Origin of the sequence: Mesorhizobium sp. IMUNJ 23232 (assembly GCF_044326205.1) — a bacterium.
In the GTDB taxonomy this organism is placed as follows: Bacteria; Pseudomonadota; Alphaproteobacteria; order Rhizobiales; family Rhizobiaceae; genus Kumtagia.
The window spans coordinates 101,746-114,927 of record NZ_JBIRCY010000010.1 but is presented as its reverse complement, the minus strand read 5'-3'; the positions used below and the strand labels follow the sequence as shown (position 1 = coordinate 114,927).

At 63.9% G+C, this 13,182-nt stretch carries 8 protein-coding genes; 5 read left to right on the top strand and 3 right to left on the bottom strand.

Translation table 11 applies throughout. The annotated features are described in order from the left end of the window. Positions 1-112 precede the first annotated feature (112 nt). Together ACH196_RS09960 and ACH196_RS09955 are read right to left on the bottom strand one after the other, a co-directional pair. Positions 113-1,957, bottom strand: a complete 1,845-nt coding sequence (locus tag ACH196_RS09960) for an ABC transporter ATP-binding protein/permease (RefSeq protein ID WP_396646730.1) — start codon at positions 1,955-1,957, stop codon at positions 113-115. A 246-nt stretch (positions 1,958-2,203) separates the two neighbouring features. Beyond that, the gene (locus ACH196_RS09955; RefSeq protein WP_396646729.1) at positions 2,204-3,523 is read right to left on the bottom strand and encodes a calcium-binding protein; all 1,320 of its coding nucleotides are present in this window, start codon (positions 3,521-3,523) and stop codon (positions 2,204-2,206) included. Between the two features lie 398 nt (positions 3,524-3,921). Between ACH196_RS09955 and ACH196_RS09950 the strand changes: the two genes are divergently transcribed. The 5 genes from ACH196_RS09950 to ACH196_RS09930 are packed head-to-tail and all read left to right on the top strand — an operon-like array spanning position 3,922 to position 10,853. Continuing rightward, the gene (locus tag ACH196_RS09950) at positions 3,922-5,694 is read left to right on the top strand and encodes an IucA/IucC family protein (RefSeq protein ID WP_396646728.1); all 1,773 of its coding nucleotides are present in this window, start codon (positions 3,922-3,924) and stop codon (positions 5,692-5,694) included. Then, entirely contained in the window at positions 5,678-7,387 is a 1,710-nt protein-coding gene (locus ACH196_RS09945) for an IucA/IucC family protein (protein WP_396646727.1), read from the top strand. Before ACH196_RS09950 ends, ACH196_RS09945 begins: the two co-directional genes overlap by 17 nt. A gap of 12 nt (positions 7,388-7,399) precedes the next feature. Next, the gene (locus tag ACH196_RS09940) at positions 7,400-8,671 is read left to right on the top strand and encodes an AMP-binding protein (protein WP_396646726.1); all 1,272 of its coding nucleotides are present in this window, start codon (positions 7,400-7,402) and stop codon (positions 8,669-8,671) included. Further along, positions 8,671-10,011, top strand: a complete 1,341-nt coding sequence (locus ACH196_RS09935; protein ID WP_396646725.1) for a DUF6005 family protein — start codon at positions 8,671-8,673, stop codon at positions 10,009-10,011. The genes ACH196_RS09940 and ACH196_RS09935 overlap by 1 nt, the downstream gene beginning before the upstream one ends. Continuing rightward, entirely contained in the window at positions 10,008-10,853 is an 846-nt protein-coding gene (locus ACH196_RS09930) for a sugar phosphate isomerase/epimerase family protein (protein ID WP_396646724.1), read from the top strand. Before ACH196_RS09935 ends, ACH196_RS09930 begins: the two co-directional genes overlap by 4 nt. An 88-nt stretch (positions 10,854-10,941) precedes the next feature. Here ACH196_RS09930 and ACH196_RS09925 read toward each other — a convergent pair whose 3' ends face one another. After that, positions 10,942-12,984, bottom strand: coding sequence for a TonB-dependent receptor domain-containing protein (locus ACH196_RS09925; protein WP_396646723.1), 2,043 nt, complete (start codon positions 12,982-12,984; stop codon positions 10,942-10,944). Between the last annotated feature and the right edge of the window lie 198 nt (positions 12,985-13,182).

The following is a 13,182-nucleotide window of genomic DNA, read 5'->3' as shown; positions in this document are numbered from 1 at the left end:
TTCCCACTCCGGCGATCTGCATGTTATCTGCATCGCAGCTTCCGGAGAAGAGCGCTTTCCGGGTTGTCGACACGAAGGTTGTCCGTCCGAAGCTCGATGGGAGGTTGGTTTTCTAAGGGTGTTTCGCCTTGATGGCCGCCGCCCTGGCGGCGCGGCGCTCCTTGATCGCCGGCTTGTCCTTCAGCCCGCCGCCGACCTTCACGGGCTTCAGCGCGTGGCCCTTCGGATCGATGGCGAGGTGCAGCGTGCGCGAGAAAAAACCGCCGCCGATGTCGGCACGGCCGATATTGATCACCGTGGCGTCCGGATCACCCTCTTCCAGAACCGCGAAGACGCGCGCCCGCGTGTCGGCGTCCAGCGTGTCCAGCGCTTCGTCGATGACCACCCAGCGCGGCCTGTGCAGCGCGAGCCGGGTGAAAGCAAGAAGCCGCAGCTCTTCGTCAGTCAATTCTCGCTCCCACCGTGTGTCGCGGTCGAGATGCGCCGCGAGCCGGCCGAGGCCGGTTTTCGTCAGGGCCGACACGAGTTCCGCGTCGGTGAATTTCTTCGACCCGTCGCCCGGATAGGAGAGCACGTCGCGCAGCGATCCCGGCGAAAAATACGGCGTGCGTGGAATGAAGGTCACGGCTTGGCCGGCAGGCAGCTCGACCCGCCCGCCGCCCCATGGCCAAAGTCCCGCCAGCGCGCGGAAGAACAGCGTCTTTCCGGCTCCCGGCTTGCCGGTGATCAGCACGCGTTCGCCGGCCGCGATCTCGACATGCGTCTCCGACAGCCGCGCGCAACCATCCGGCGACGCGACCTCGAGCTTATCGAAAATCATGCGGTCGCCGTCGGCCTCGGAGAAGGCGATCCGTTTCTCCGCGTCGTGGATGTCTTCGATCTTCAACATGGCCGAGCGGAAGGAGGCGACGCGCAGCAAAGTCGCGCGCCAGTCGGCGATGCCGCCAATATTGTCGATGAACCAGCGTAGCGAGGCATGCACCTGCGAGAATGCCGCCGCCGCCATCATCAGCCCACCGAAGCTCAGGTCGCCCGCGAAATACACGGGCGAGGCAATCACGATCGGCGCGACCACGGTGATCCAGCCATAGCCCGCCGTCACCCAGGTGAGGCGCACGGTGGCAAGCGCGATGCGTTTCGTCGCCGCCAGCACCACGGCTAGGTCGAGTTCCAGCCGCCGCCGCTCCTCGCTTTCGCCCGCGGCCAGCGAGATCGCGTCGACGTGTTCGTTGACCCGCATCAGCGAAAACCGCAGTTCGGCTTCGCGGGCATAGCGTTCGCTGTTGAGATGGATCAGCGGCCGCCCGGCCAGCCAGCTCAGCAACGAAGCGATGCCGGCATAGAGCACCGCCGCCCAGACCATGTAGCCAGGTATTTCAAATGACCGCCCGGACCAATGGAAGACAAAACCTTCCGAAAGCGACCACAAAACGCCGACGAAACTGACGAGCAGGATGCTCGCCTGAAGCAGGCCGACGCCGAGATCGGTGGAAAGATCGGTGAGGTGATGCGCGTCCTCATGCATCCGCTGGTCGGGATTGACGCCGATGGCGCCCGCCTTGGCCAGCCTGAAGGCCCGTCGTGGCAGCATCCATTCGCCGATCAGGTCGCGTGTCAGCCCCTCGCGCAGTTTTATGCGCAGCATCTGGTTCAGCCAGGTCTGGGAGATGTTGAAGATCAGCAGCACGCCGGCGATCTCGGCAAAGACCACCAGTTGGTGGAAGAACGCCTGCAGGTCGCGGCGCTCGATGGCGTCGTAGAAGGGCCTGTTCCAACTGTTGAGCAACACCTGTCCGAGCGCGGTCGCCACGATGACGGCGAAGATGCCGGACATCAGCCAGAGAATGGTGTTGCGCACCGGCGAGGCCATGAACGCCCGCCACATCATGAGGAGCTGGTCGCGGAAACTCTCGTCACCGACCGTGATCGCCGATTGCCCGTCCGTCTTGTCGTCCATCCGAAACACCTCGGCAAACTGCAGCGACGCCACCCTATGGCCGCATCATCGGCGGAGAGGTGGCGTTTCGTCTTTCATAAACAAGGCTAGCCCAAAGTGCATGTCGGCAATCGATCGTGACAGGCGGTCCAGCGCCGGTTTCAAGGCCATTGCCGAGGCTCGCGAGTCGCTCCCGATGACTCGCGCTGGAACGGCGAGATGCACCAGGGCAGTATCTTGACCGGCTTGTCCTACCCAGCCCAGCCGTCAGATCACCACGAAATCGGCATTGGTAAGGCCGAGCCCGATCCCAACTTTCGCGAACAGGATGCCACCGCCCGAGCCATTGCCGTTGGCGTCGTAGTAGAGTTCGCCGGTATCGTTCTCGTAGATGATGCGGTCGTCGGCGTCCTGCGCCAGGCCGGTGGTGTTGGAGCGGAAGGCGCCCGAGGCGAGCACGCCCGTCGCCAGCGCCGTGAAGACGGCGTCGTCGAGCTGGACCGTGTCGGCGGAGAAACTGTAGTCGGTGATGGTATCGACATTGGTCGAGGCGTTGAGCGCCGTGTTGAAGACGAAAATATCGGCGCCGCTATAGCCGGTCAGCGTGTCGTTGCCGGCATAACCCTTGATGATGTCATTACCGGCGGCGCCATTGATCGCATTGTTCCCGCTGTTGCCATTCAAGGCGTCGTTGAAATTCGAGCCGGTGAGATGCTCGATCGAACTGAACGTGTCGCCCTTGGCGTCGCCGCTGTTTATCGCCGGGTTGGCGAGGCTGACGATGACGGCCTTGCTGGCCGAGGCATAGGAAGCCCGGTCGCTGCCGCTGCCGCCGCTGAGAGTGTCGGCGCCGGCGCCACCCATCAATGTATCGTTGTCGTTCTGGCCGAACAGCCGGTCGTTGCCGGCGCCGGCATAGAGCCGGTCCTTGCCGACGTCGCCCAACACGTCGCCGTCGATCGTGCCCAGCCGTCCGTCATAGAGGTCGTCGCCGCCGCCGAGATAGGCGTCGCCGATCATCTTGCCGTTATTGGTGATTTCGTCCTTGGCGATCCAGATGGCCAGGGAATCGTATGACGCCGAACCACCGCTGATCGTGCCGGAATTGAGGACGGTCAATGTCTCCGTCGTCGTGCCGGACCCGCCATGCGAAATGCCGGCCTTGGTTCCGTCGATCGTCCCGGTGTTAACCAGTGACGATTCGCCTGTCGCAGCCTGCCCATTGAAGACCATGGCGGAACCGTCGCTGGCGATAAGGCCATGATTGACGACCGTTGTGTCGTAGGCATTGATCCTGAACGCGCCAACATCTCCGAAGCCCCGCACCTGGCCGGTCTGCTCCACCGTGACGACGGAGCCGTGCGAGACTGCCGGATCCGTTCCGATCGAGATGGCAGAATTGGTGGCGTTGGCGACCGTGCCGGCGACGACGATCTGGTGTTTGTTGGCGGAGGCGTAGATGGTGGGAGCTCCGTTGCCCTGTACGGCGATAAAGACCTCGCGCGCGACGAAGACGCTTTCTTCTTCCTCGTCCAGCAAGACGACCGTGTCATTCAGTGTTGCAGACTGCGGGAATTGCCATGCCATGATGCTTCTCCTGTGTGTTTGAAGGCGAAAACCTTATCATCGTGCGGGGCACGGAGCGCATTTTTCCATGGCCCTACTGTCAATCGGCCTGGCGCGGTTGGCCTCCGTCCCGTCCTGCGTACGCTAATCGATGGCTGGACTTGCGCAGGAACCAATAAAATCGAGACTGACCAAAACAGGGCCGAGATTGCGGGCTGCAACGCCGTTTCCGCACCCGCCGCTGGATTACCGCAGTCAAGAGGTTGATCCGGACACTCGTCTACGATAACATGACATTCGTAGTTAACTTTTAGCCGCGGACGCAGCAGGGCCTTGCCCTCACGCGCGGCGCCATCAAACCCTTTGAAACTCCGAACAGAGCGCCCTCGGCTCTTCGTGTGATATGGCGTCCGCAAAGAATGATCGACAAGAATCAGATTGCAGCTGAGCAGGCAATTTTCCGAAGCTTCGCAAACAGCTATCTGCGCGAATTGAACCCCGGCACCTCGGTATTCCATCGCATCGGCGACCGGAATTTCGATTGCTTGGAGATTTCGCTGCCGTCGCGGCACACCGCGCTGCGTGTCGAGGTCAAGTCCCGCTCGCTTTGCGGCATGCACCTGTTCGGACGGATCTGGATGCGCCAGGGCGCCGGGCCGCACTGGCACGAGATCGAGCCGATCCTCGCCATCCACCTGCTCGTGCTGGGTGCGCGGGAGGCCGGACCGGCCACGCACCGGCAGGCCGATGTCGAGCTTTTCGAACGGATTCTGCAGAGCTGCCAGGCGACGAAACGTTATCTCGACGCCGCGGAGGCAATGCCGCCGTCGCCAATCGGCTTCATCAGCGCGGAACAATCCCTGTATTTCGGCCATCCGCTGCATCCGACGCCGAAGAGCCTGCAAGGCATGACCGACTGGCAGCAGGCGATCTACGCCCCCGAATTGCACGGCGGTTTTCAACTGACCTATTTTGCCGCCGCGGCGCAGCTTGTCCGCGGCGACAGCGCCCGCATGCCGATGGCTTCGATCGTGGGATCGTTGCTGGGGAATGACGCTGGCAAACTCGTCGCCGGCGAAGGTGAAATGCTGATCCCCATGCATCCGCTCCAGGCGGAGGCGTTGATGCTCGAGCCGGCGGTGCGGGCGCTGATCGCCTCGGGACAGATAAGGCATCTCGGCCCGGCAGGTCCGTCGTTCACCGCAACCTCCTCGGTGCGCACGGTCTACAGCGAGGACACCGCCTGGATGCCGAAATTCTCGCTGCCGGTGCGCATCACCAACTCCAAGCGCGTGAACAGACGGCATGAGCTGGAAGCCGGCGTGGCGGTGGCGCGGCTGTTCCAGGGCGCCAGGATCGACGGCTTCGACCCGCGCCTAGGTTTCCTCCACGACAGCGCCTATGTGACGCTGGATTTCCCCGGGCAGGTCGAAAGCGGCTTCGAGGTCATATTCCGCGAAAACCCGTTCCAGGGCCGCCCGCACGATCCGGTGATAACCGTTTCGGCGCTAACGGCCGAGCCGCTTCCTGGCGACCGATCGATGCTGGAGAACGTGGTAAGGGGGGTGGCGCGCGACCAGGACGTATCCATGCGGATGGCGTGCCGCCGCTGGTTCGCAGCCTATCTCGATTGCACGCTCGATCCCCTGGTGCGGCTCTACGACAGGTTCGGCGTGGCGCTGGAGGCGCATCAGCAGAACAGCCTGCTCGATCTCTCGCAAAACGGGCTGCCCAGCCGATACCTCTACCGCGACAGCCAGGGATTCTATCTCTCGAACGCCTTCAAGGCGCGCTGGTACGGCGTCGTGCCCGAGGTCATACAGATCCGCAGTCTGTTCTTCGATGACCGCGAGATCCGCGAGCGCTTCGCCTACTACCTCATCGTCAACCAGATTTTTTCCGTCGTGGCGCGCGCCGGGCATGACGGGATGGCCAGCGAGGCGGAACTGCTCGGCATGCTGCGGGCGCGGCTGAAGGCGCTGGCGGGAGAACTGACGGGCCTCGGCGGGGAGTTTGCCGCCAGCCTGCTGGACCGGCCGAACATCACCGCCAAGGCAAACCTTGCGATACGCCTGCAGGATGTCGACGAACTCGCGGACGCCGGCAGCACGATCTACACGCATTTCCCCAATCCGCTGAGCCGCGCCGGGCTGTTCATGGCCGCCGAGACCGCGCATGCCATTGCCTCATGATCTCCACGGCACGCCGGAGCGGCGCGTCATGCGCCAACTGGCGGAGGCCCTGGTCTATGAGGGCCTGGTCGATTGCTCGGTGTCGTGGCACGGCGGGAAATGCCGCTTCGAATGGCGGCATGAGGGTGCCGGCATCCGCTGCGAGGGTTTTTTGGGCGCCTTCGGCCGGGTGAGGGTCGACGCCGAAACGCTGGAGCACGGCTTTGCCGGGCGGTGGCGGGCAGCGACGCTGGGCGACGTGCTGGCCAGCACGAAAGCCTGTCCTGAGAAACGGGCACAGCTCGGCCTCGAACTGGATCGGACGCTGGATTTCTGCGCCTGGGACGCTGGCAATCTGCCGTCCCGGCCGCGCCGCGGCCTGCCCTATGCGCAACTCGACAGCGCGATGGACGAGGGCCATCCCTACCATCCGTGCTTCAAGGCGCGCACCGGCTTCGATCACGCCGATCATGCCGCGTATGGCCCGGAAGCCGGCAATGCCTTCCGACTGGTCTGGCTGGCGGTCGCGCCGGAGCGGCTGCATTCGGCGTTTCCCGCCGATCAGCAGGCTTTCTGGACGCAGGAGCTTGGCGCGGAAACCTATGCGGTGCTGGACGGGCGGCGCGCCCGGCTCGGCGACCATGCGAAGCGGTTCGGCCTGATGCCGCTGCATCCCTGGCAGTGGAAAGCCTTGCAGCAGACGGAACTGTTGGGCTGGCTGGCGGAGGGGTCGGCCGGCTTCCTCGGCGAGGCCGGCGATTTCTATACCGCCAGCCAGTCGGTGCGCACACTGTTCAACCGCGACCATCCGCAGCGCGCCAATCTCAAGCTGCCGATGAACCTCATAAACTCGTCGGCGAGACGGATCATCGAGCCCTATTCGGTGGGCAGCGCGCCGGCGATCAGCCGCTGGCTCAAGGACATCGTCGCCGGCGATCCGCTCTTTTCGGAGCGCTATCCGCTCACGGTGCTCGGCGAGTATGCCGGGACCATCGCCGACCGCGACGGACCGCTCGCCGGCCAGGTCGCGGCGATCTGGCGCGAGGACGTGACGGCTTTCCTGGAGCCGGGCGAAGCCGCCGTGCCGCTCAACGCGCTGATGATGCTGGAGGAGGACGGCCGGCCGTTCGTTGCCGACTGGATCGATCTCTACGGGCTCGACGCCTGGGTCAGTAAACTCATTGACACGGTGGTTTTGCCGCTGTGGCACCTGCTTGCCGGCCATGGCATCGCCACCGAAGCGCATGGCCAGAACCTGATTCTCATCCACCGCGACGGCTGGCCGGTGCGGCTGGCGATGCGCGACTTCCACGACAGCGTCGAATATGTGTCGGGTTTTCTGCGCGACCCTGAAAAGGCGCCAGATTTCATTGCGCTGAACCCGGCGTACAGCGACGCCGCGCCCAACGAATACTACTGGATGGAGAGCCCGGAACTGCTGGGCGAGCTCTTCCTCGACTGCCTGTTCGTCTACAACCTCGCCGAGATCTCGCACCTGCTGCGGTCGAGCTACGGGCTCGACGAGGCCGGCTTCTGGCTGGATGTCGGCAGGCGGATGCAAGCCCATTCCCTTGCGTTCGGACTGACCCACCGGCAGGCGGCGCTCGGGCTGTTCGAGCCCCTCGTCCGCACGGAATCGCTGCTCAGGCGAAAGCTTTCCCCACCAGGCACGGCGCACGCCCACGAAATCCCCAACAGCCTGGCAAGCGCCTAAGGAGACGCAGACATGATCAGCATCAACGACACGGTCTTCGATCAAGCCTATTTCAGCGACGCGGGCGACCGCATTGCGGCTGCCGCCCGGTTCGACGAACGCGCCGGCGACCGCTTCGCGGTCTGCTTCACCGAGGTTCAGGACTGGTTGGCGTTCTTTTTCGCGGCGCGCGCCGCCGGCGTCAGCATATTGCCGCTCCATCCCTCGACGCCCTATGCGGCGGCGCGGCGGCAGGCCGAGACGGCCGGGTGCAATTGGCTGTTCTACAACCGGCTGGAAGGCGAGCCGATCGTCGAGGAGCGCGCCGGCGAGCCGGGACAACTCCTGCAGATGAGTTCTGGCACCACCGGCGAGCCGAAATGCATCGCCCGCGCCTGGAGCGACATCGACGACGAGGTCGAGACCTATGTCTCGTTCTTCACCGAACCGCAGGACATGACGCCGCTGGTCGCCTGCCCGACCACCCATTCCTACGGCCTGATCTGCGGCATACTGGTGGCGCTGAAGCGCGGCCAGACTCCGGCCATACTCGACACCGGCAACCCCAAATTCCTGCTGCGCAAGCTGCGCGAGGCGGAGCGGCCCTATCTGATCTCGTCGCCGGCCATACTGCATACGCTGGCCCGGCTGCTGCCGGCCGGCGAGCAGATGCATGCGACGATGACCTCCGGCACCTTGCTGCCCGAACCGTGGTTCAAGACGATCCGGGCCAAGTCCAAAAACATGTTCCAGCAATATGGCTGCTCGGAAGCCGGCTGCATCGCCATCAATGCCGACGTGCAGGCTGCCAACGAAGTCGGCCGCGTGCTGCCGCGCTTCTCGCTGTGCGATCCCGGTACGGCCGGCGAGCCGAAGGAGATCGTCGTCGAGCGCGCAGGCGTGGCGGTGGAGACCCGCGACCTCGGCTTCCGCCGCGACGACGGCATGCTGGTGTTCCTGTCGCGCCTCGACGACCTGATCAACGCTTCCGGCCTCAACGTCTATCCGAAGGAGGTCGAGGACGTGGTGATGAGCATGCCCGGCATCGGCGACGCCGTGGTGTTCCGCAAGCAGGACGCATTTGCCGGCGAGCGGGTCGCGCTGCTGTTCAGCGCCGAGCAGGCGGTCGACCAGAGGCAGCTTCGGCAATGGTGCGCCGAGCGGCTGGCGACACACCAGATGCCGACGGAAATCCTTCAGACCGAGCGCATCCCGCGCCAGGCGAACGGCAAGATCAGCCGGCGCGACGTGGCCGCCCGCTACGCCGCCGGCGAATTCGAGGCGGTGCGGACGGAGGCGGCATAGTGACCTACGATCAGGTGCTCAGCGCGATCGAGACGATTTTGCGCCATAAGCTGAACCACAAGCACATGGAGGCGTTCGCCCCGCAAGCACGGCTGAACGAGGACCTCTATCTCGATTCCGTGCTCATCCTCGAAATCATGCTGGCGCTCGAACTCGAACATGGCGTGGCATTGCCCGACGAGGCCATCAGCCGCCAGGACCTCGACACGGTCGAAGACCTGGCGCGGCTGTTCGTCGAGGCGCCGCAAGCAAGCGAAATTCAGGCGAAACCGGCGGTGGAGCTAGCCTTTATCCGCGCCGAAAGCGAGGCCGCGGAGCGGGTTGGCGTGCATGGCGAGGGCTATGTCGACATCAAGGTGCATTGCTTCGTCAGCAATGTCTGCCACGCGGTGAAGCAGAAAGGCCTCGACCACCGGCCGTTCTTCTTCGGCGTTTGGGATGCGGGCTTCGCCGTCGATGAACGCTGGCGGCTGGCCTACCATACGCCGGAGATCAATCATGACTTCTTCCGCGACTGGTTCGAGCGGCTTTACGGACCGAAGGTCCGGCAATGGTACCGGCCGGAGGCGACGAAGGAAGACAATCTGGCGACGATGCTGGAGCTTCTGGAGCGCAAAAAGCCCAGCGAATATTTGATGGTGATGCTCGACCTCTTCCACCTGCCGGAGCGCGAGAACAAGTTCAACCAGAACCCGTTCCCGCACTATCTGATGCTGGAGGAGACGGAAGATCCCGACGTCTGGATGGTGCTCGACCCGGATTTCCGCTGGGAGGGCCACATCGACAGGCAGAAGGTGATCAACGCCATCATGCAGCCGACGGTCGCGGGCGGCTTCATCTTCGACGCGGCCGATATCAGAAAACCTTCGGCGCTCGGCCTGCGCGACTATTTCCTCGCCTGCTTCCACGAGGACGACAATCTCCTGACGCGGGCGACGCGCGACATCGTGCAGGCGCATGTCGAAGGCCGCGACGGCGTGGCGCTCCGCGACCTGTCAACGGCGCTGCGCGAACTGCCGGTGATCTCGATCCGCAAATATGCGCTGGAGCATGGTTTTGCGTTCTTCTGGCGGTCGCTGCAGCTTTCCAATGCCGAATTCGACACGATCTGCGACGACATCGAGGCGCTGATCCAGGAGTTCAAGGCGCTTCATTACACCGTCATGAAGCTCAGCCAGACCGGCGACGAGGCGCTGGCGGCGCCCGTCTTCGAAAAACTCGATGCGCTGGACGTGATGGAACGCTCGCTCAAGGGCCGTCTCGCCCAGACCTATCGCGTCTGGTGCGACACGCGCGGCCTGCCGCACACGCCACGCCACAATCTGGAGGACGTCGCATGAGGCTCTCGCTCTGTACGATCACGTTCCGCCACCACCTGCTGTCGCTGGAAGACATCGCGCGCTGGGCGGCAGCCAACGGTTTCCAGGGCGTCGAGCTTTGGGCCGCGCATGCGCGCAACATGCAGCATCTCATCGACCGCGACGCCGCCTGGATGGCATCGTTCGGGCTCTCCGTGCCCATGCTCAGCGACTACCTGCCGCTCGACGAGGATCTGGCGTCGCTGCGCCACGCCACGTCGAACCTTTGCCGGCTGGCCCGCCGCTGGGGTGCCGGCAAGGTGCGGACATTCGCCGGCAAATCGGCGAGCAGTGACACGTCTCCGGAAGCGCGCTGGCGGCTGTCGGCGCGGTTGAAAGACGCCTGCATGATCGCGCAGGACCAGGGCTGCCAGGTGCTGGTCGAGACCCATCCGGGAACACTTGCCGATACGCTCGCGTCGACACAGCGCCTGATCGAGGAGGTCGACCATCCGGCACTCGCCATCAATTTCGACACGCTGCATGTGTGGGAAGGCGGCGACGATCCGCTCGCCGCGCATCACGCGCTGTTGCCGCACATCCGGCACTATCACCTGAAGAACGTCCGCTCCCGCGCCGATCTCGGCGTGTTCGAGCCTTCGAACGTCTATGCCGCAGCCGGCAAGCGGACGGGCATGACGGCGCTCTTCGACGGCGCGGTGGACTATCTCACCTTCCTGGACAAACTGTTCGAGCGCGATGAGGTCGACGCCTCGCTCGAATGGTTCGGCGGCGACTGCTTCAACGTCCTCGCCAACGACGCGCGCAATTTGCGCCTGCTCAGGGCCGACCGTGAAGCGCCGATACGGGCGGGGGCGGCGTAACCAGCCGCTTTCGACAACAAAACAAAAAGGCCGGCACGGATGACCCGCGCCAGCCTTTTTCGTGGTGAACCCGCGCCTTGGCGCTATCTCAGAAGCGCGCCGTGGCGGTTAGGCGGAACGAGCGGCCCGGATCGTAATGTGGATCAACGCCATCGAAATCCTGCCCATAGGCAGCGCGGTCGGTGTAGTTCTCGTCAAAAATGTTGAGGGCGTCGAGACGCAGCGTGAAATCCGGCCTGGAAGGCGGTGTCCATTCGACATAGGCGTTCACCACCTCGTAGCCGGGCAGTTCTCTCTTAGGGCTGTCCGGATCGGTCGGATGCCGTACCATCGTCCCGTCATAGGCGAGCGCAATCTCGATATCGCCGCCGACGCGCAAGCCCCACTCGTCGAAAGTGTAGCCCGCCTCGATCATGATGATCTGGCCCAGCGGCGTCGTCAGATATCGTCCCACCTCGGAATCCGCCGTCACGCCATCCACGTCGGCCTCGATGTCGGCATATTTCACACTGACGAAGGCGGCGTCCCAATCGTAGCGGCCGCCGATCTCCCACCCCTGGGAGACGAGATCAAGCGAGCGGATGGATGTCAGTTCGGGGACCGGCGCACCGCGCCCGAACACCGGCAAACGCGCATTGTTGATGTCGGTGCGGAATACGTTTGCCTCGAAGGTGAACCCGTTGTAGCGCGCCTCGAGGCCGGTCGTATAGTTGTTCGACGTAACTGGCTCCGGCCCGTCGCCATAGGTCCAGAGCGGGTTCTGGAGATAGTTTTCCGCCAGCGGAACGCCGCCCCAGACATGCGAGGTGGCGGCCTTCACGGTCAGGAATTCGGGCAGCAGGTCATATTCGCCGGAAATGTTGCCGCTGACGCCGGCATTGCTCCAGTCGGAATCGTCGACGCCGGTGAACCACTGCTGGTCGACACGTCCGCCGAAGGAGAGCCGAGTTCGGTCCAAGGGCTCCAGGCGCGCTTGCGCATAGGCGCCAATGTTGGTCGCTCGCTCCTCCGTCGAGAACGGTTCCGTTGGGTTCTTGTAGTCCAGATCGGCCTTGTCGTTGTAGAAATCGAAACCGGCAATGACGTTGCCGATATCGAGCGCGAACCTGTTTTCAACCTTGCCGTTGACGCTGCCGGTCGTTCCTTCCGTAGGTGAAACCACTTCGCCAAAATATTCGGGCGCCGCAATCTGTGTCTGGCTGTAGGCGAGCACGACCTTGGGGTCCCACCAGCCTTCCGGCGACGTATCCGTGTAGGTGAAGACGGTGTTCTGCCGGCGAAGATCGTAGTTGCGCAGTTCCCTTTCAGTCGGTCGATTGAAATAGAAGTTCGCGCGGTAGGGGCGCGGTGCGTCGTCGCGCACCTGCTCGTGGCTGAGTTCGAAGCGGTGGCCTTCGAGGCTCTCATAAGCGATCTTGGCGAGCCCGGCGAGCAGGTTGGTGCTGGTGCCCGGCATCTCCTGGCCGTCACCCGCCGTGAAGTCGCCGCCGTTGCTGTAGTTGATGTAGCCGAGAAATTCGAAACCGTCCTTCTGCCCGAAGCCGGCGAGGCCGGTGGTGTAGGTCTCGCTGTTGGTGTCCCAGATGCCGGTGACGAAGCCGCCGAAATTGCGGCCGGGCTGCAGCAGGTCGGCGGCGTCCTTGGTCTCGAAACCGAGCGAGCCGCCCAGCGCGCCGGGGCCGGCATCGGCCGGCGCCACGCCTGCCTGCACCGAGACAGCCTTCAAGAGCGCGGGGTCGATCAGGTAGGTGCCGTTGTGGTGGAACACCTTGTTGTTCTGCCGCGAGCCGTCGACGGTGACCGCCAGGTTGTTCTCGTCGACACCGTTGACATAGATCTTCTGGGTGCTGGGGATCGCCCCGCCGACCGCGATCTGCGGTTCGCCCATGAACAGTTCCCGCAGGTCGCGCGGCATCTTGCGCTCGATGTCCTCGGGGCTGATGGTGATCAGGTCGGCGCCGGCCGACGCGGGCGCCCCGGCGCCGACATCGATGACGATGGTGTCGAGCCGCGTCGCGCCATCCGGGGTGGTCTGGCCCTCTTCCTTTTCCTCGGTGCTTGTCGTCCGGGCTTCGGTTTCCCGCACCGGAGCGGACTGCGCGAAAGCCTCCGGACCCATCAAAACAGACATCGCGGTGCCGACGGTTAGCGCCCGCAAAATTTCGGATGACCTCAACTGAATTCCCCTTGCTGACAATGTCCCCGCGCCGGTGTCAAACACTCGACTACATTTGCCATAACGCATCGGTTGCGCTGCGGCAATAAACTTGATAAGAAAAATCCAGTTTATACAACCCATTGGAACTGCTGCACTCTTGAGCGCGGCAGC